Origin of the sequence: Thalassospira sp. A40-3 (assembly GCF_015871485.1) — a bacterium.
Taxonomy (GTDB): domain Bacteria; phylum Pseudomonadota; class Alphaproteobacteria; order Rhodospirillales; family Thalassospiraceae; genus Thalassospira; species Thalassospira tepidiphila.
Window position 1 is genome coordinate 1,976,096 of sequence record NZ_CP065428.1, and the last position, 18,522, is coordinate 1,994,617.

Consider the following 18,522-nt stretch of genomic DNA (forward strand, 5'->3'; position numbering starts at 1 on the left):
CGTGGTCCGGTCGTAACTCATTCCAAGGTCACCTATGGAAGAGGACAGTAGACGCAAATAAGAAGTTCATTCATCGTGTCTCATCCTTACTCGAAGCAAATCGACAATTTACATGTCCGCCAATTGGCCGGACGTTGATCCGGCGGTGCCTATGGGCCCCCACCCGCATTTATTAATATATCTAAACCCGACCAAATTCGTCAAGAACTTCTGACCAGTGTTTCAGTTATATTAATCACTCAATATCAGCATCCTAGCAATTATAACCGACAAAAACAGTCGGGTAAGCAAAATGCCGATCCTTCACGCTAGGATCGATATACGGCGAAACAAAGGCAATTTGTGCATCTGTGAAAGTTCAAGGCGAAATTCCGGGGCTTGGCAAAGTGGCGTGCGAATGGCCCCTGCTGTATGGTGACGTCAAAATGCCATTTGACCGGAGTTCATCATGCCAACCTTGCCAGCAGACACTTTATGCCCCTGCGGCAGCCTGAAAGATTACGGCGTCTGCTGTGGGAAGTATCATTCCGGGACGGCAAGTGCCGAAACGGCCGAAAAATTGATGCGATCACGCTACTCTGCCTTCGTACTGCGCAATGGGGACTACCTATTATCAACGCTGGCAGAGGAAAATCGTTCCGGCTTTGATGCAGAAAGTATTGCGCAGCACACAACGCGCTGGACTGGCTTGGACATCATTGAATGCGTTGCTGGCGGTATTCTTGATCAAACCGGGATTGTTGAATTCGTTGCCCATTTTGATGAGAACGGCAAACAACACCAACTGCACGAGCGATCCAATTTCGAACGTCGTGATGGCAAGTGGTTCTATGTTGACGGGATATTCCCGGGCGTGAGCCAAATCAACGCGTCACCTGTCAAAGCCAAAGCCGGTCGAAATGATCCCTGCCCGTGTGGATCGGGCAAAAAATTCAAGAAGTGCTGTGGCTAGCCCACAAATTCCAGTGCCCATTGATGAAATGGCCGAAGTAAGCTTTCATGGGCTTCTTTGTATGGCATCCAGACCAGTTCGTGATCCTGATCGACCGGCGGGCCGAGCTTTTCGGTTAATTCACACAGGAAAAAGGTAGCGCGCTTAAGACGGTATCGATCCTTGGCCGGGTTATTAACATACTGTGACGCAAAACCAAGCCGCGAGATGATGCGCGCCCGATAACCCGATTCTTCATAGGCCTCACGACAAAGCGCGTCCTGTTCGCTTTCACCGTTTTCAACACCTCCGCCAAGAAGAACAATACCCTTGGGGGTGCGCGCAACGGCAACGTCGCCGTTTTCGCGTTTGATCACGGCATAGACACAGTCCTGTACGTTATAGCTTTGCCCCACACGCGGGGTTCCAAATATTGGACCGGTCAACAGGTCATCCTTGTTTCGCGATTGGCCGAGTTTTCGTTCTTAAATCAGATTTTATCGCTTGTTTATAGTCTTGTAGACCAACTTCAGGTGATTTTGTGACAGACGCTTCGGGATGGTTATGCGAACAATCTCACAAAAACAAATCCCCCCAAAACAACCAGCGTTTCGGAGGGATTTTAGATCGATATCATTAAGCGATTGCTTAGAACGGGATCTCATCATCGAGGTCCGGTGCACCCGCCGGTGCGGATCCACCACCGGAAGAACCACCATTGCCCCAACCAGCGTCAGAACCGCCGCCGTAGCCGCCACCACTATCCTGGCCGCCGCCATAGCCACCACCAGAGGATGAACCGCCACCCATGCCGCCGCCTTCGCCGCGGTTATCAAGCATGGTCAGGTTGGAGTTGAAGCCTTCAAGAACAACTTCGGTGGTGTAGTTGTCTTTGCCATCCTGCCCCTGCCATTTGCGGGTACGAAGCTGGCCTTCGATGTAAAGCTTGCTGCCTTTTTTCACAAAGCGCTCAACGACATCAGCAAGGCCTTCGTTGAAAACAACGATGCGATGCCATTCGGTGCGCTCGCGGCGCTCACCGGACTGACGGTCACGCCACTGTTCGGAGGTTGCGATGCTGAAATTGGCGATCTTTTTGCCAGCCTGGGTAAACCGGATTTCAGGATCGCGGCCAAGGTTCCCGACGAGAATGACTTTATTGACACTGCCAGCCATGGGTTATCTTCCAAAGTTTGTGTTGTCCGCTGTCCCGATTGGTCGGGACTTGTGGGTTATCATTGCGCAAAAATGCGCTGCATTAAAGTTTCAAGTGCAATGCGATCCGTTTCATCGAACGAATTGTGCTCGACACTATCGACGTCAAGCACGGCGATCAACTGTCCATCCGCATTGATCACCGGCACAACGATCTCGGAATTGGTCCGGCTATCGCATGCGATGTGACCAGGAAAAGCATGAACGTCCGCGACCACCTGCGTTTCGCGGGTTGATGCGGCTGCACCACAAACACCACGACCAAACGGAATACGAAGACAGCCAAGCGTGCCCTGATACGGCCCGACGACAAGTTCGTTTTCCTTTTCCGGATCAACATTATAGAAGCCGGTCCAGAAGTAATAGTCGAACTTTTGCGATAAGACGCATGATACGGTTGCCATCAGGGCGGGAACGTTGGTTTCGCCTTCAGTGATGCTTGTCAGCTCTTTTTGCGCTTCTTCGTAAAGCGCCTTTTTCTGGTCGGTCTGCACATCAAACTCCCTTAACTTTCGCGCATAGGAACTACCCCGTTCACCCTGTGTGAGACAAGGGTAAAGTGCCCCAATCCGAAAACAAAAACGCCTCTGACAGTCTGAATTTGTCAGAGGCGTTTGGTGTTAGCTGATCTGGTTTAATCAGATGCGCTGACCGCTTTCGATATCAAACAGATGGATTTTTGAGGCGGGAACCGAAAGGCTTAATTTCTCACCCTTTTCGAACTTGTGTGTTCCCTGCAAACGCAACGTGACATTGTCCGCATTGGCCCCGAAATCGAGATAGGCCAGCGTTTCTGCGCCAAGAGACTCCACCATGCGCACACCGGCGTTAATCCGTCCTTCCCCGTCTTTGAGAAGTTCCAGATGTTCGGGGCGAATACCGACCGTGACGTCGCGGCCAGCCTCGATGTCATGATCAAGATCAAGCATCACACCGTCGCCCACCGTGACGTGTTTCTTGTCATCAGACACTTTGCCCTTCAGGAAATTCATCGCGGGCGAGCCGATGAAACCTGCGACAAACTGGCTGGCCGGCTTTTCGTAGATATCAATCGGGGTTCCGATCTGTTCCGCAACGCCGCCATTCATCACGATCAGACGATCGGCAAGGGTCATGGCTTCGACCTGGTCGTGGGTGACATAGACCGATGTGATGCCAAGACGCTGTTGCAGGTTCTTGATTTCAAGGCGCATATCGACACGCAATTTGGCATCAAGGTTTGAAAGCGGCTCGTCAAACAGGAAGACTTTGGGTTGACGAACAATCGCGCGGCCCATGGCCACGCGCTGGCGCTGACCACCAGACAATTGGCGCGGTTTGCGCTCAAGATGATCTTCCAGCTGAAGAATGCGGGCGGCTTCGCGGACCTTTGCATCAATTTCCGCCTTGCTGTATCCACGGTTCTTCAGGCCATAGGCCATGTTGTCGTAGTTATTCATGTGCGGATAAAGCGCGTAGTTCTGGAACACCATGGCGATATCGCGATCTGCGGGTGCCACTGTGTTGACGACCTTGTCATCAATGATGATTTCGCCATCCGAAATCCCTTCCAGACCAGCGATCATGCGCAGCAGTGTCGATTTGCCACAGCCAGACGGCCCGACAAGGACGGTGAACTCGCCATGATCGATTTTAAGGTCAATGCCGTGAATGGCCTTGAAGCCGTTCGGGTAGGTTTTCTGGGCCTGATTAAGCGTAACAGTTGCCATCTTGGTTATCCTGTATTCGGATCAATTATTTTCAATTCAGAGATCAGGGAGGACCGGGTTATTTTTCCGTCTCAACCAGACCCTTGACGAACATGCGCTGGAAGATGACCACCACCAGTACGGGCGGAACCGATGCCATGATTGTCAGTGCGAATGCCTTGGGGAACTGAGGTATCTGTCCGCCCTCATAGAGCGAATTGTAGACCTGCTTGATCCCGATAACGATGGTATAGAGCTGATCATCGGTGGTCATCAGGAGCGGCCAAAGATACTGGTTCCAGCCAACCACAAACATGATGATGAAGATCGCAGCAATCATGGTCACCGACAGGGGAACCAGAATGTCGATGAAGAACCGGATCGGTCCTGCGCCGTCCAGCCTTGCTGCTTCAAGAAGTTCGTCCGGGACCGACCGATAAAACTGCCGGAAGAAAAAGGTTCCAGTGGCGGACGCAATCAGCGGCAGGATCAGACCGGTATATGTGTTGAGCAGCCCAAGGTTCGCCACGACCTCATATGACGGCACGATGCGCACTTCGAGCGGCAACAAAAGGGTCGAGAAAATGATCCAGAACAGCGGCACAGCCAGCTTGAAGCGGAAATAGACAATCGCATAGGCAGCCATCATCGAAATGATGACCTTTCCGATCGCAAAGCCAAGACCAAGCACCATGCTGTTAAACAGCATCTCAAGCGCAGTCACCCTGCCCTTTGTCGCCTCTGCATCAAACAGGATCGCGCCGTAATTGGTGAAGAACTCCCCGCCTGGCAAGAATTGCAGGCCATTCTGGAAGATATACTCGCGGGTGTGGGTTGATGACGCAAAGGCGATCCAGACCGGAAGGATCATGAAAAGTGAGCCAAGCACCAGAATGGTGTGGTTGCTAAAAATACGCCATTTGGACTGATACATGATGACGTTCCCCCTTAATAATGCACTTTGCGTTCGATAAAGCGGAACTGGAACACGGTCAGGACACTAACCATGATCATCAGCAAGACTGACTGTGCGGCACTGCCGCCCATATCCGCACCAAGGAAGCCATCGACATACACCTTGTAAACAAGGGTCGCGGTCGAACCACCCGGGGCACCTTTGGTCGAAACATCGATAATGCCAAACGTCTCGAAAAAGGCGTAAGTCAGGTTGATCACCAGCAGGAAGAAGGTTGTCGGTGCCAAAAGCGGGAATGTGATGGTCCAGAAGCGACGCTCGGGACTCTTGCAGTCAAGAGTCGCTGCTTCCTGAACCGACTTCGGAATCCCCTGCAGCCCTGAGAGGAAGAAGATGAAGTTTACGCTGACCTGTTTCCAGACCGCGATCAGAATGACGATGAAGGCCGCGTCATTGGCGTTTTCGATGTGGTTGAATTCAAACCCGAAACTGTTGAAGGCCTTATAGAGGTCCCCCATGAGCGGGTTGAACATCATGATGCCAAGAAGGCCTGCCACCGGCGGCGCAATGGCATAGCCCCACATCAGAAGCGTTTTATAGGATTTTGCCCCACGGATTACTTCGTCGGCGCGTACTGCAAGAAACAGTGAAATCGCGATCGAAAGCACGGAGACAAGAACGGAAAATACGACGGTAAAGATCGCAGATCGTGTCCACGAACTGCTTGTCAGCACATCTTCAAAATTGCGGAACCAGACGAACTGCGAAGACATGCCAAAGGCGTCTTCAAGCAAAAACGACTGGTACAGCGCCTGGGCCGCAGGCCACAGGAAAAATATGGAAATAATTAGAATTTGGGGTGCGATAAACAGGTATGGCACCGCGCTGTGTTCAAACTGTACGCGCTTCATCGGGAACGCAACCTCAGAGCAAAATCAGAAAATGCAAAACAGGGCGGCCAAATCATCGGCCGCCCCGCTTTGGCGAAAAGCAGATTAGTTCGAGTAGGTATCGTTGAAGCGCTTCAGCAGACCGTTTGCTTCTTCTTCGATGGTCGCAAAGGCAGCATCTACGGTTTCTTCGCCGTTCATGATCTTGTCGACTTCACGATAAATCACTTCGCGGATCTGAACATAGAAGCCAAGACGGTAACCCTTGGTCCACTCGCCACCTTCTTCGGAAAGCTGGGTGATGCCGACTTCTGCATCCGGGCTTTCCTTGTAGTAGCCATCTTCTTTGGCCAGCTCATAAGCCGCATTGGTGATCGGGACATAACCGGTTTCTTTGTGCCAGTAGTACTGGGTTTCCGGTTTGGTCAGGAATTTGAAGAATTCGGCAACACCGGCATCCTGTGCGGCATCATGGCCGGAGAATGCGAACAGAGCAGCACCGCCGATAAAGGTTGATTTCGGTGCATCGCCGGTACCTTCCCAATACGGAAGGGTCGATGCGCCAAAGTCAAACTGTGCGGACTTGCGAAGGCCACCAAACGAACCGGAAGAACCGATCCACATTGCGACCTGCTGCTGCACGAACGCGTCCTGGTTCGCACCCCATGCACGGCCATAATAGCCGTAGTAACCGGCGTCTTTCCAATCCTTGACGTGCTGCCAGTGATCTTTCAGAGCGTCGTTGTTATAAAGGATTTCGACGTCGGTGCTGTCATAACCGTTATTGGCGGTTGCCATCTGCAGGTTGTGGCGCGACATGAAGTTTTCGAAGAAGATCCACGGGCTGTGCGACTGCGAAAGCGCGGTGTAACCAGCTTCTTTGAGCTTCGGAGCAGCAGCTTCGAATTCCTGCCAGGTTTTCGGAACGTCGACACCGGCTTTGTCCAGCGCTTCTTTGTTGTAATACAGAAGCGGGGTCGAGCTGTTGAACGGCATGCCGATCATCTTGCCGTCTGAATCGGCATAGAAGTAACGAACACCCGGGATGTAATCATTGATATCGAAATTGACGTTGTTTGCTTCAAGCAAATCCTGAACCGGCTTAACAGCGCCTTTGGCGTTGATGATGGTTGCAGCACCTGCGTCGAAGATCTGGATGATGTTCGGCTGGTTCTTCGCGCGGAACGCTGCGATGCCGGCCGTCATGGTGTCTTCGTAGCCGCCCTTGTTGATGGATACGAGTTTGTATTCATCCTGGCTTGCGTTGAAGTCTTCGGTGATCTGGTTGACAACGTCGCCAAGTGCGCCGTCCATTGCATGCCACCAGGTGATCTCGGTTGCAGCCTGTGCGGTGTTGCCGATGGCAAACACGGCAGCAGCAGCCATCAGTGTTTTGCGGAACATGGTCAAGTAACTCCCTATTGAAAACTTGGCACGGAACGCCGCCCGTAATTCGGCGACCGGCTAGGCGTTCGTTTTGTTCTTGAGGGCCGTTTTGCTCAAGTGACAGTTTTCGGAAACTTACTTTTGATGTGCGAATGGGCGGCGAAACGACACAAAACTCGCCAATAAATGATCAAGTGAACATCCAATATGTTCACTATGAAGCTAACTGGCGGCGCTGCTTTGAAAGGATCAAAGATCCAGTGTTTGCCTAGTGTTCCGTCAATCAGGCAGCGGAAGTGCCGTGAAATGCAGACACGCGGAAAGCGTCAAGTGTTGCAGGCAAGTGAAAGTTTTGCGACCAAATCATGAAGATCGCCCTGCGGCGTCCATGGTTAACCTTGTTGTATGGAATGTTCGTGTTCGAATATTTCGCCTATCCGCGAAAATGGGCGGTGCAGACGACTTCTTCACAATTGTTCGTTAAGGTCGTTGCAGCCATCAAATCATCCAATTACGATGCCCAACCGTCCACGACCGCAGGGTTGATCCTGCGACCACCGTAACTTGGATACGCAACAACCGGAGACCCAGGCGTGAGTGACTTTGCCATATCAAATGCCCGACTCTTTGACGGGACACGCTTCCTGTCGGGGCATTCTGTTCTGGTCACGGATGGCAAGATCGATGCCGTTGTTGCGGATAAGGATCTACCAGCTGGTATCAAAACAATAGACGGCAGCGGCCAAACCCTCTCCCCCGGTCTGATTGATGTGCAGGTCAATGGTGGCGGCGGTGTCTTGCTGAATGATGCGCCTGATCTTGAGACCATTAAAACCATGGTCGCTGCGCATCGCCGGTTTGGCACGACATCCATGCTGCCAACCCTGATTACCGATTCACGGGCCAAGATGGAGGCGGCGATTGCTGCCGTTCAGGACGCGCTCGATAACGGCATAGCTGGTGTCGTCGGCATTCACCTTGAAGGACCGTATCTCAATCTCAAACGCCGTGGCGTGCATTCGGCTGATCAGATCAGACCGATGGAACCTGATGCAATAGAACTCGTCTCCAAGCTTCGCAATGGATGCACTTTACTCACCCTTGCACCGGAACTGCTTGATAAAGGCGTGATTGCAAAGCTCGTTGCCCGCGATGTTCGTGTTTGCGCCGGACATACAGCGGGCACCTATGATGATATCATGTCGGCAATCGATGAAGGCATGCAGGGCTTCACGCATCTTTTCAATGCCATGAGCCCCCTGACCCATCGGGAGCCGGGCGTTGTCGGTGCAGCGCTTTCAGATGATCGCACATGGTGTGGCCTGATCGCGGACGGGTTTCACGTCCATGCTGCCGTGATCAAAACCGCCGTCCGCGCCAAGGCCGCGGGCAAGGTGATGCTGGTCACCGATGCCATGCCAACGGTTGGTGCCGCCGATAAACGGTTCAAGCTGGGCGATGAGGAAATCATTGCAGTTGCTGGGCGCTGCGCGCTCGCGGATGGGACGTTAGCGGGTTCGGACCTTGATATGATTTCAGCTGTGCGCAATTGCATGGAAATTGCCGAAATCGGGCTTGATGAAGCGCTTCGCATGGCGTCGCTTTATCCAGCGGAGTTCCTCGGGCTTGGTGATGTTCTTGGTCGCTTGGCACCGGGCTATCAGGCCGATATGATTTTGTTTGATGATCAGTTCAAAGTGACGCAAAGCTGGATCAAGGGCGTGCAAGAGAGTTACGCCTGAGCAAACGCAATATTTTCCGAAAGTCTATGACGGAAAGCCTTGACCTGAGACAGCATTTCGAAGATGCATTGGGCTCTGTAACAGTTTGTATGCAGGGTCTTCAGGTGATTTTGCTGCTGATCTGTTTTTACTCTGACCCCCAGGAGGAGTACCCACATGCCTTCCGTTAAACCCGGTGTTGTTACCGGTGCTGCCTATCGCGAACTCGTTTCTGCCTGCAAGCAGGACGGTTACGCCCTTCCCGCCGTCAATATTACGTCTTCAAGCACGATGAACGCAGCCCTTGAAGCTGCTGCAAATGCCGGATCTGACATTATCATTCAGCTTTCGAATGGTGGTGCACAGTTCTTTGCCGGCAAGGGCATCAAGGACGCTGCTGCGGCCCGTGTTCTCGGCGCCGTATCTGCTGCGCGTCATGCACAGCTTCTGGCCGAACATTATGGTGTTGCTGTTGTCATGCATACCGACCACGCAAACCGCAAGTTTGTGCCATGGGTCGATGAAATGCTGAAATGGAGCGAAAAGGCCTATGCCGAAACTGGCAAGGCGCTTTACAGCTCTCATATGCTGGATCTGTCCGAAGAATCCGTTGAAGACAACCTCGCGACCTGCGAGACCTTCCTGAAACGGATGTCAGCCATCGAGATGAGCCTTGAGATCGAACTGGGCGTCACCGGTGGTGAAGAAGACGGTATCGGTCATGAGCTTGATACCTCGGTTGAGGAAATCGATCCGCGCCTTTACACCCGCCCGGAAGAAGTCGAAGAAGCTTATCGCCGTCTCTCGCCGCTTGGTCACTTCTCGGTCGCGGCAGCGTTTGGCAACGTGCACGGCGTTTACAAGCCCGGCAACGTGAAGCTTCGCCCGGAGATCCTTCTGGAAAGCCAGAAATACGTGGCCGAAAAGCACGGTCTGGGTGATCGCCCGCTCGACTTCGTATTCCATGGCGGTTCCGGTTCGGAAAAAGAGAAAATCGAAGAAGCTGTCAGCTATGGCTGCTTCAAGATGAATATCGATACCGATACCCAGTTCGCCTATGCCCGCCCGGTTGGCGAGTATGTCGAAGCCAACGCACGTGCGTTCAAGTATCAGGTCGACCCGGAAACCGATCAGCCATACAAAAAGCAGTATGACCCGCGCGTCTGGATCCGCGAAGCTGAGCTGTCGATGGCAGCACGCCTTGAAGAAGCTTTCAAGGACCTCGGTGCAACCGGTCGTACGGTTACCAAAGGCTAAGCCAGATCAAAAACCTGACCGTTCCGGTCACAGGATTTATGAAGCCCGCCGGTCTTGTTCGGCGGGCTTTTTCGTGGCTCTGTCATGCATCGGGTTGTTAATTGCGGATCTCCTGACAAATACTGACAGGAACTGTCAGGGGTGCGCTTGCGTATAGCTTACGGCTCCTCTATACACTTTCCGAACAATTCAGGAACAAAAGGCCCGACATGCTGACGAAAATCTCGGTTCGCGGTGCGAAAGAACACAACCTTCAGAACATTGATGTTGAACTGCCGCGCGATTCCCTCGTGGTGATTACCGGTCTGTCGGGATCAGGCAAAAGTTCTCTGGCCTTTGATACCATCTATGCCGAAGGTCAGCGCCGCTATGTCGAAAGCCTGTCGGCCTATGCCCGCCAGTTCCTGGAACTGATGCAAAAGCCCGATGTCGAATATATCGACGGGCTGTCACCAGCCATCTCCATCGAACAAAAGACGACCTCGAAGAACCCGCGTTCGACCGTTGGCACCGTCACCGAAATTTATGACTATATGCGTCTGTTGTGGGCGCGTGTCGGCATCCCCTATTCGCCCGCCACAGGTCTGCCGATTGTCAGTCAGACCGTTTCGCAAATGGTCGACCGCGTCATGGAGATGGAGGAAGGTACGCGTCTTTACCTTCTGGCCCCGATCGTGCGTGGCCGTAAAGGTGAATACAAAAAAGAACTGCGTGAACTTCGCGCACGCGGCTTCCAGCGCGTCAAGATCGATGGCGAAATGTATGACATCGACGAAGCACCGGAACTGAACAAGAATCTCAAACACGATATTTCAGTCGTGGTTGATCGCCTGATCGTCAAGGATGGCATTTCAACCCGTCTGGCAGACAGCTTTGAAACCGCGCTTGAACTTACCGACGGCATCGTTTTGACCGAAGATGCCAAAACCGGCGAAACCACTGTTTTTTCAGCAAAGTTCGCCTGCCCGGTTTCCGGCTTTACCATCGAGGAAATCGAACCGCGACTGTTCTCATTCAACAACCCGTTTGGTGCCTGCCCGGCCTGTGATGGCCTTGGCACCCAGATGGAATTCGACCCGATGCTGGTCGTCCCGGATGAAAGCAAGACGCTCGAAAACGGTGCCGTCGCGCCCTGGGCCAGTACAACATCGAAATACTATCTCCAGACCCTGAAATCGGTTGCCAAGCACTTTGACTTCAAAACCAATGTCCCTTGGGAAAAACTGCCCAAGAAAGCACAGGACATCATCCTGCATGGATCGGGCGAAGAAGAAGTCACGGTGACCTATGATGACGGATCACGTAGCTATAAGGTGTCGCGTCCGTTTGAAGGTGTCATTCCCAACATGTCGCGCCGCTGGCGTGAAACCGACAGCCAGTGGGCCCGTGATGAACTGTCCAAATACCAGATGGTGTCGCACTGCCCCACCTGCACGGGCAAACGCCTGAAACCCGAAGCACTGGCAGTAAAGGTTGATGGCTGCGACATTTCGCAGGTCACCGATCTTTCGATTGCCAAGGCCGCCGACTGGTTCCTGGCACTGGAAGATAAGCTGAACGCAAAAGAAACCGAGATTGCGCGTCGCATCCTTCGCGAAATCAATGATCGGCTGCGTTTCCTGCGCGATGTCGGCCTGGATTACTTATCGATGTCCCGCACATCCGGCACGCTTTCCGGCGGCGAAAGCCAGCGTATCCGGCTGGCGTCCCAGATCGGTTCGGGCCTGACAGGTGTTTTGTATGTGCTCGATGAACCATCCATCGGCCTGCATCAGCGCGACAACGACCGCTTGCTTGAAACGCTGAAACGCTTGCGTGACCTTGGCAATACGGTCCTTGTCGTCGAACATGACGAGGACGCCATTCGGGCTGCCGACTATGTTGTGGATATGGGCCCGGGTGCCGGTATTCATGGCGGCCGTATCGTTGCCGAAGGAACCCCGGAACAGATCCAGCAAAACCCAGACAGCCTGACGGGGAAATACCTTGTCGGCGTTGAACAGATTGCAGTTCCAAAAGAACGCCGCAAGGGCAATGGCAAGGCAATTACCATCAAAGGGGCAACGGCCAACAACCTGCAGGGCATTGATGTAGATTTCCCACTCGGCAAGTTCATCTGTGTGACCGGGGTTTCGGGCGGCGGGAAATCAAGCCTTGTGATTGAGACGCTGTATAAGGCGCTGGCCAAGCGGATGCATAATGCCCGCCATCACCCCGGCGCACATGACGAGATCACGGGTGTCGAACTGATCGACAAGATCATTGATATTGACCAAAGCCCGATTGGCAGAACCCCGCGTTCCAACCCGGTGACCTATACCGGTGCGTTCACCCCCATCCGTGAATGGTTCGCCCAATTGCCAGAGGCAAAAACACGCGGCTACAAGCCCGGTCGTTTTTCCTTCAACGTCAAGGGTGGACGCTGCGAAGCATGCCAGGGCGATGGCGTCATCAAAATTGAAATGCACTTCCTGCCCGACGTTTATGTCGAATGTGACCAGTGCAAAGGCCATCGCTACAACCGCGAGACATTGGAAATATCGTTTAAAGGCAAATCGATATCCGACGTCCTTGATATGACAGTCGAAGAAGGCGCCGATTTCTTCAAGGCCGTTCCGTCTATCCGCGACAAGATGGAAACCCTGAAACAGGTCGGACTTTCCTATATCCATCTGGGGCAGCAGGCCACCACCCTGTCGGGTGGTGAAGCCCAACGTGTGAAGCTTGCCAAGGAACTGTCCAAACGCGCGACCGGCCGGACGATCTATATCCTTGATGAGCCGACAACGGGGCTTCATTTCCACGATATCCGCAAACTTCTGGAAGTGCTGCATACGCTTGTCGATCAGGGCAATACGGTTGTCGTGATCGAACACAACCTTGATGTTATCAAGACTGCGGACTGGATTATTGATATCGGGCCCGAGGGCGGTGATGGCGGCGGCCAGTTGGTCGGTGCCGGAACACCGGAAGACATCATGGGCAATGAACGCAGTTACACAGGGCGCTACCTGAAACGCCATCTCGGACTGGAATAAGACATAAGGGCAGCATGAAGCTGCCCTTTTTGTTTTGGCTTAGCCCGAATTCGTGACCCTGTCTTCAACCCGCTTGACCAGCGCAGTACTCAGCCGTTCGCTAAATCCGGACAGGAAGGCGAAGACAAGCACGATAGAAATCTGCTGACCTGCGGCGGCTGATTGGCTGATTTGGTCGAGATCATCAATCTTGTGCAGCTCATCAAGGGGGATTGGCAACATTCCGGCCCTAAGCGCTAAAAGGACAATGATCGCAAAGCAGAACCCCATGCACGGCCGGAACAAGAAATTAAAGAATACGGAGGCCGGTTCCATTTCCCCCCAAGGCACATCCTTGCCAAGGCGCATCATCATGCTGGTCAGGGCACCGATGGCACCGAAACTGCCGACCACGAACAACAGGTCGTAGCTGAAACCAAACAATTTGCCATTGCCGGTGCTGATAAGGTTGTCGACCTGCACAAAAAACAGGACCGCGAAGACAAGGACAATCGGCGAAAGTGCCAAGGCAAGGGCGGCGATACGCAGACTTTTGTTAAAGGCCACCTCAACCGGATTTGCCGGTGGCACCAACCTGGGCCGATCAAGCTGTTCGTGTTTGAGATCGTTTAGATATCCCTGCACGAAACCGTCTCGGCCCTGGTTTAATGCCAGAAGCATGATGATGGCATCTGATTGCTTTCGATCCTGAGCGGCCTTGGTACCGGCATCCTCATCTTCGCGCCACCAACGCAGGAAAGACCGGATCACCATCGAGGATCGCCATCCCTGACGGGTGGCAACCACATATTCGATCATGCCTTCGATGTCGGCGGGACCAAATACGCCCTCGCCCGCGCCGCCGAATGGAAATCCAAGACGTCTTTCCTTGTGATCGCTGTGCGTGTCACCATCGCTGCTCTCGGGCTCTTTGGTGCCTTCGACAAACTCTGCATCCATGACGTGCCGTCGACGCGGCACAAGGCCGATCACCGGACAATGGGTAGGTTCGTATCCATAGGGATGATGCGGGTAGCTCATGGAATGCCATCTTCACGTTATCGGGACAGAACGGCTCTGTCCTGTAAGACGGTTGGGATGTGGTGGTGTGAAAATTTCGGTTATGCAAGGCAATGTGAACAGGTTTGCTCTGCTTGCGGCGCAATTGACTTGAAATCTTCCCCCATGCACCGCTATGTGTGTGCCACACGATCACAATCCACTCTGGCAAGGAGTTCGCACACGTGAATACGGTCAAGCCTGTTCATATTATTGGCGCCGGTCTGGCGGGCAGCGAAGCCGCCTGGCAATTGGCAGAAGCCGGTGTGCCCGTCATCCTGCATGAAATGCGTCCGACGCGCCCGACCGATGCACACCACACCGACAAATGTGCTGAGCTGGTCTGTTCGAATTCATTCCGGTCCGATGACAAGGAATACAATGCTGTCGGCCTGATCCATGATGAAATGCGCCGTGCCGGTTCGATCATCATGCGGTGCGCTGATCAGCATAAGGTACCTGCCGGTGGCGCTTTGGCCGTTGATCGCGAAGGTTTTTCCGAGGCCGTCACAAACGCGCTTGAAAACCATCCTTTGATCACGATGGAGCGCGGCGAAATTGATGGTCTGCCACCAGAAGAATGGGAACATACCATCATTGCGACCGGACCGCTGACATCCGGTGCGCTTGCCGATGCCATTCGCAAGGCAACTGGCGAGGAAAGCCTTGCCTTCTTTGATGCCATCGCACCGATTGTCTATAAGGACAGCATTGATTTCGACAAGGCATGGTTCCAGTCGCGTTACGACAAGGGCGATGGCAAGGATTACATCAATTGCCCGATGTATGAAGATGAGTATAACCGCTTCATCGACGCCCTGATCGAAGGCGAAAAAACCGAATTCAAGGACTGGGAAAAAGACACCCCGTATTTCGACGGATGCCTTCCGATCGAAGTCATGGCCGAACGTGGGCGCGAAACGCTGCGCCATGGCCCGATGAAACCGGTTGGCCTGACCAACCCGCATAATCCGAAAGAAAAGCCACGCGCAATCGTTCAGCTGCGTCAGGACAATGCGCTTGGCACGCTTTACAATATGGTCGGTTTCCAGACCAAACTGAAATACGGCGCGCAGGTTGAAGTCTTCCGCACCATTCCGGGGCTGGAAAATGCCGAATTCGCCCGTCTTGGCGGCATTCACCGCAACACCTTCCTGAACTCGCCACGACTTTTGGATGGGAATCTGCGCCTTAAATCACGTCCTGATCTGCGCTTTGCCGGTCAGATTACAGGCTGTGAAGGATATGTAGAAAGTGCAGCCGTCGGTCTGATGGTTGGACGGTTTACAGCTGCCGAAAAAGCAGGAAAAACCATCCCGACGCCGCCGCTTGCAACCGCCATGGGCGCCCTATTGAACCATATCACCGGCGGTGCCGATGAAAGCACCTTCCAGCCGATGAATGTGAATTTCGGCCTCTTCCCGGATCTTGATCTCAAGAAACGGGTCAAGGGCCGTGATCGCAAGAAGCTTTATAGCGATCGTGCCATTCCGCTGTTTGATGAGTGGCTCAGTACCGTGAACGCAGCCTGAAAAATCAAAAGCCGCATCGAAAGTGATGCGGCTTTTTTCTTTGACCTGACAGGCGCGCGGTCAATAGCGATCAGGTTGTCGCGTCAGCTTGCCCGTAACATCGCGAATTTGTTCCCCGTCACGGAACCGGCGAAAGATCAGATCAAGATTGCCGTCGTCGTCGAGCGTGCGCTTGTAGACCTGCATTTCGTACCCGCCTTCATCATTGATATAAAGCGCGTGAATAGTCAGGGTCTTATCAACAATCCGTGCCCAGAAAAATGGTTCGCCTTTGAGCGGGTCATTGGGAATACGTTTCCCGAACAGCCCCGAACGCATGGCGCTGCCATAGATGTCAGCACGCTCGGTTGCGTAAAACTCGACATCCAGTGAGACGGTTTTTTCACGTCCGTCTGGCTTGTGTATGACCGTTGACCAATCGACGATAAAGCCGCGTTCGGTCTCCTTGATGACAACATCAAGATCACGGGCTTGAAGCTCGTTTTCGGCATGCTCGATGGTCGTGCCATGATAGGACCCCACGAACGGCTCAATGCTTGCGGCACGGGCCTGTGAAACAGTCACGACCGACAGGCACAGCAGCCCGACAAACATCAGGCCGCCAAACCACCGTTTCCGGGTCTTTTTGATCAAATGTGCCATCTTGGTCCTCATGTCGGGCATGCCCGCATCTTGCGCCAGATATCAAAGGGTTACCAACGCTACCACGTACAGTTCAGTGCTGTCCTGACCTTTATTCTCACCATAAGAGATATTTATACAATGGTCATGTGACAAGCGATATCGGATCAATATCTCTTGAGCATCCCGTTAAGGGTCAACCGCAGACTGGCCGGTCGTGCCAAACCGAATTCGGCCGAAAACGGATCATACCCGGACTTGGCAAGCTTGCGCAGATACCCGTCGGCTAGAACCACCGGCAATGCGGCGGCGTGGGCCTGTTTTGGCAACGCTCGGCGATGTTTGCGGGCTTCGGCAATGCGGGCACGCGCCAATTCGGCCAGTTCGCGAATGAACTCACGAATTTCCTGTTTTTTACGGAACTCGAAGACGTCGCCTTGCGCGACCTCGTGATGTTCCATCCTGTCCTTGGGGAGATAAAGGCGTTTTGATCGGCCATGGAACACGATGGCCCGCATAATGCCGACCAAGCCATACGCATTGCCTGCAAGCCGTGCCGCATGGTCTGCATCGTCGCCACCTGCCCCAAGCAGCCTTGACGCCAGAACACTGATCTGCCCGGACGTTTGATCAATATAGCGATCAAGTTCCTGCTGGGTGGCAGGTTGGCGGTCTTCAAGATCAAACTCGCGCGCGGCAACAATCGCCTCAAGGTCGGCGATATCGAGGTGCCCGTCCTTCACCAAATCAGCCAGTGGCTCAACAACTTCGTGCTTGCGCACCTGCCCCGCGCCCAGTTCGGTCAGGGTGTCACGCCACCATTGCAAGCGGATATGGCCCAGCATGACTTCACTGACCATCTCGCGCGTTTTGGAGACTTCCTGATTAAAAGCGTACAGGGTGAACAGAGATTCACGCTTTTCCGGTGCCGCAAACAGCGCGCACAGGAAACGGTCCCGGTCATGGCGCCTGACATAGTCGGCACAGTGGGAAAGCTTTGGCGTATCGGGCATTTATCCTATCCGATCTTACGTTCTGAACGTTGATCGTCTTTTTGGCTGTTGATGATTTCCGGCATGCTTTCGACATATAGCGATTGCGACGGGAATGCGAAAGCAGCGTCCTCTTCCTCGACAATACGTTTGAAAGCGATGATGTGACGGTTGCGGATATCTCGCCACGTCACCCAGTCAGTGGTTTTGGTGAAGTAATAAAGATCAATATTGATCGAACTGGCACCAAAATCTGACAAATGTACCATTTGGGCGACATCGGTCTGGGCGACATCGTCATCGTTCTTCAAAAAATCGCGCAGCTTGTCGACGATCGCTTCCATTTGTTTGGCGGTCGTTCGGTATTCCAGACCAATCACCATCTTGATCCGACGATGTGTCATGCGCGACCAGTTGATCACAGGCGAATCAACGATCTGGGCATTTGGCATCGTAACCAGCGCCTTGGCAAAGGTACGTACCTTGGTCGCCCGCAGGCCCACAACCTCGACCGTTCCTTCGAAGTGCGGTGTTTCGATCCAGTCGCCGCGCTTATACAGGTTGTCGGCGAAAATGGTCAGGCCACCAAAGATATTGGCAACAGAATCCTTTGCCGCCAACGCAACTGCCATCCCGGCAAGACCAAGACCACCCAGGAACGCTGAAACATCAATGCCCCAGTTTTCCAGAATGATAACGCCGCCAATAACGACGATCAGGGTCTTTACCCCACGGATGAAGAATTGCCTGAGATCATCGCCAAGCCCGGCACCAAATCGGCCGACCAGCCGATTTAACGATACCCCCAACGGCTCCACAGCGCGAAACAGCGCCCAGAAGACACAGAAACCAGCCGCGATTGAAATAGCCTCAACAGCAAAGGCATCAATTTCTTCGGGGAGTGTCAGGACCTCGGTTGCGAAATAAACCCCAAGCAGCATGAACAAAGCCTGCAAAGGCAGTGCAAAGGCATCAAGCACATTGCCCATCATGCTTTCTGAACGCTGCTGTGCAATCCGACGCAAGATAGCAAGTGCACCACGCACCAGAACCCGCTTGAAGATAAAGAAAACAAGCAGCACCAAGGCAGCACCGACAAGCCTTCCGATCTCCCCTCCACCAAGCATATCGACCCACGAATTCATGTGGCCGATCACCTCTTCGTTCAGGTTGTCCAGTTCGGTTGTGATTTCATCCATGGCTTGTAAGCTGTTCTGATGTTAAGGTTATTAGGACTTCTGACTTGGTACGACTATGTAGCACATCGTTCTCTGGCCTCTGTATAACAACTAAATTG

17 protein-coding genes are annotated in these 18,522 nt (G+C 53.3%); 6 read left to right on the forward strand and 11 right to left on the reverse strand.

What is annotated here, in order from left to right; translation table 11 throughout:
- Positions 1 to 448 precede the first annotated feature (448 nt).
- Positions 449 to 952: a YchJ family protein gene (locus tag IT893_RS08940; protein WP_197147497.1), complete on the forward strand. Its 504-nt coding sequence runs from the start codon at positions 449 to 451 to the stop codon at positions 950 to 952.
- Here IT893_RS08940 and IT893_RS08945 read toward each other — a convergent pair.
- From IT893_RS08945 to IT893_RS08975, 7 genes are all read right to left on the reverse strand, one after another.
- Positions 949 to 1,377, reverse strand: coding sequence for an NUDIX hydrolase (locus tag IT893_RS08945; RefSeq protein WP_063089603.1), 429 nt, complete (start codon positions 1,375 to 1,377; stop codon positions 949 to 951). The two genes, IT893_RS08940 and IT893_RS08945, sit on opposite strands and share 4 nt — an antisense overlap.
- A gap of 202 nt (positions 1,378 to 1,579) precedes the next feature.
- Complete coding sequence (gene ssb, locus IT893_RS08950) at positions 1,580 to 2,107, reverse strand: single-stranded DNA-binding protein (RefSeq protein ID WP_008891015.1); 528 nt, start codon at positions 2,105 to 2,107, stop codon at positions 1,580 to 1,582.
- Positions 2,108 to 2,166: 59 nt separating this feature from the next.
- Entirely contained in the window at positions 2,167 to 2,640 is a 474-nt protein-coding gene (locus tag IT893_RS08955) for a GAF domain-containing protein (RefSeq protein ID WP_197147498.1), read from the reverse strand.
- Between the two features lie 144 nt (positions 2,641 to 2,784).
- Positions 2,785 to 3,855, reverse strand: coding sequence for a sn-glycerol-3-phosphate import ATP-binding protein UgpC (locus tag IT893_RS08960; RefSeq protein ID WP_197147499.1), 1,071 nt, complete (start codon positions 3,853 to 3,855; stop codon positions 2,785 to 2,787).
- Between the two features lie 58 nt (positions 3,856 to 3,913).
- Positions 3,914 to 4,768 (reverse strand): sn-glycerol-3-phosphate ABC transporter permease UgpE, encoded by an 855-nt coding sequence (gene ugpE / locus IT893_RS08965; protein ID WP_197147500.1) that lies wholly within the window; start codon positions 4,766 to 4,768, stop codon positions 3,914 to 3,916.
- Positions 4,769 to 4,782: 14 nt separating this feature from the next.
- The gene (locus IT893_RS08970) at positions 4,783 to 5,661 is read right to left on the reverse strand and encodes an ABC transporter permease subunit (RefSeq protein ID WP_008891011.1); all 879 of its coding nucleotides are present in this window, start codon (positions 5,659 to 5,661) and stop codon (positions 4,783 to 4,785) included.
- A gap of 84 nt (positions 5,662 to 5,745) precedes the next feature.
- Positions 5,746 to 7,044 (reverse strand): extracellular solute-binding protein, encoded by a 1,299-nt coding sequence (locus IT893_RS08975; RefSeq protein ID WP_197147501.1) that lies wholly within the window; start codon positions 7,042 to 7,044, stop codon positions 5,746 to 5,748.
- Between the two features lie 347 nt (positions 7,045 to 7,391).
- Here IT893_RS08975 and IT893_RS08980 point away from each other — a divergent pair, with 347 nt between their 5' ends.
- The 4 genes from IT893_RS08980 to uvrA all read left to right on the forward strand — a co-directional run bounded on the left by IT893_RS08980 (position 7,392) and on the right by uvrA (position 13,042).
- Positions 7,392 to 7,589 (forward strand): hypothetical protein, encoded by a 198-nt coding sequence (locus tag IT893_RS08980; protein WP_197147502.1) that lies wholly within the window; start codon positions 7,392 to 7,394, stop codon positions 7,587 to 7,589.
- A 30-nt stretch (positions 7,590 to 7,619) separates the two neighbouring features.
- Positions 7,620 to 8,768, forward strand: coding sequence for an N-acetylglucosamine-6-phosphate deacetylase (nagA, locus tag IT893_RS08985; protein WP_197147503.1), 1,149 nt, complete (start codon positions 7,620 to 7,622; stop codon positions 8,766 to 8,768).
- Positions 8,769 to 8,924: 156 nt separating this feature from the next.
- Positions 8,925 to 10,004: a class II fructose-bisphosphate aldolase gene (gene fbaA, locus IT893_RS08990; protein ID WP_064781343.1), complete on the forward strand. Its 1,080-nt coding sequence runs from the start codon at positions 8,925 to 8,927 to the stop codon at positions 10,002 to 10,004.
- Between the two features lie 209 nt (positions 10,005 to 10,213).
- Positions 10,214 to 13,042, forward strand: coding sequence for an excinuclease ABC subunit UvrA (uvrA, locus tag IT893_RS08995; RefSeq protein WP_197147504.1), 2,829 nt, complete (start codon positions 10,214 to 10,216; stop codon positions 13,040 to 13,042).
- Positions 13,043 to 13,081: 39 nt separating this feature from the next.
- Here the strand turns inward: uvrA and IT893_RS09000 are convergent, their stop codons facing one another.
- The gene (locus IT893_RS09000) at positions 13,082 to 14,062 is read right to left on the reverse strand and encodes a hypothetical protein (protein ID WP_197147505.1); all 981 of its coding nucleotides are present in this window, start codon (positions 14,060 to 14,062) and stop codon (positions 13,082 to 13,084) included.
- A gap of 203 nt (positions 14,063 to 14,265) precedes the next feature.
- Here IT893_RS09000 and trmFO point away from each other — a divergent pair, with 203 nt between their 5' ends.
- A complete protein-coding gene (gene trmFO / locus IT893_RS09005; RefSeq protein ID WP_008891005.1) occupies positions 14,266 to 15,612 on the forward strand; it encodes a methylenetetrahydrofolate--tRNA-(uracil(54)-C(5))-methyltransferase (FADH(2)-oxidizing) TrmFO in 1,347 nt (448 codons plus the stop codon).
- A gap of 60 nt (positions 15,613 to 15,672) precedes the next feature.
- Here trmFO and IT893_RS09010 read toward each other — a convergent pair whose 3' ends face one another.
- From IT893_RS09010 to IT893_RS09020, 3 genes are all read right to left on the reverse strand, one after another.
- Complete coding sequence (locus IT893_RS09010; RefSeq protein WP_252724121.1) at positions 15,673 to 16,254, reverse strand: hypothetical protein; 582 nt, start codon at positions 16,252 to 16,254, stop codon at positions 15,673 to 15,675.
- A gap of 146 nt (positions 16,255 to 16,400) precedes the next feature.
- A complete protein-coding gene (locus tag IT893_RS09015; protein ID WP_197147507.1) occupies positions 16,401 to 17,246 on the reverse strand; it encodes a phytoene/squalene synthase family protein in 846 nt (281 codons plus the stop codon).
- A 5-nt stretch (positions 17,247 to 17,251) separates the two neighbouring features.
- Positions 17,252 to 18,424 carry a mechanosensitive ion channel family protein gene (locus IT893_RS09020; RefSeq protein WP_197147508.1) on the reverse strand — a complete coding sequence of 391 codons (1,173 nt, stop codon included), beginning with the start codon at positions 18,422 to 18,424 and terminating at the stop codon, positions 17,252 to 17,254.
- Positions 18,425 to 18,522 lie beyond the last annotated feature (98 nt).

Excerpts from the sequence above, each read along its gene's own strand:
- IT893_RS08940 (WP_197147497.1), top strand. The coding sequence starts at position 449 with ATGCCAACCTTGCCAGCAGACACTTTATGCCCCTGCGGCAGCCTGAAA.
- ssb (WP_008891015.1), bottom strand. The coding sequence starts at position 2,107 with ATGGCTGGCAGTGTCAATAAAGTCATTCTCGTCGGGAACCTTGGCCGC.
- IT893_RS08960 (WP_197147499.1), bottom strand. The coding sequence starts at position 3,855 with ATGGCAACTGTTACGCTTAATCAGGCCCAGAAAACCTACCCGAACGGC.
- ugpE (WP_197147500.1), bottom strand. The coding sequence starts at position 4,768 with ATGTATCAGTCCAAATGGCGTATTTTTAGCAACCACACCATTCTGGTG.
- IT893_RS08970 (WP_008891011.1), bottom strand. The coding sequence starts at position 5,661 with ATGAAGCGCGTACAGTTTGAACACAGCGCGGTGCCATACCTGTTTATC.
- IT893_RS08975 (WP_197147501.1), bottom strand. The coding sequence starts at position 7,044 with ATGTTCCGCAAAACACTGATGGCTGCTGCTGCCGTGTTTGCCATCGGC.
- IT893_RS08980 (WP_197147502.1), top strand. The coding sequence starts at position 7,392 with ATGAAGATCGCCCTGCGGCGTCCATGGTTAACCTTGTTGTATGGAATG.
- fbaA (WP_064781343.1), top strand. The coding sequence starts at position 8,925 with ATGCCTTCCGTTAAACCCGGTGTTGTTACCGGTGCTGCCTATCGCGAA.
- uvrA (WP_197147504.1), top strand. The coding sequence starts at position 10,214 with ATGCTGACGAAAATCTCGGTTCGCGGTGCGAAAGAACACAACCTTCAG.
- IT893_RS09000 (WP_197147505.1), bottom strand. The coding sequence starts at position 14,062 with ATGAGCTACCCGCATCATCCCTATGGATACGAACCTACCCATTGTCCG.
- IT893_RS09010 (WP_252724121.1), bottom strand. The coding sequence starts at position 16,254 with ATGGCACATTTGATCAAAAAGACCCGGAAACGGTGGTTTGGCGGCCTG.
- IT893_RS09015 (WP_197147507.1), bottom strand. The coding sequence starts at position 17,246 with ATGCCCGATACGCCAAAGCTTTCCCACTGTGCCGACTATGTCAGGCGC.
- IT893_RS09020 (WP_197147508.1), bottom strand. The coding sequence starts at position 18,424 with ATGGATGAAATCACAACCGAACTGGACAACCTGAACGAAGAGGTGATC.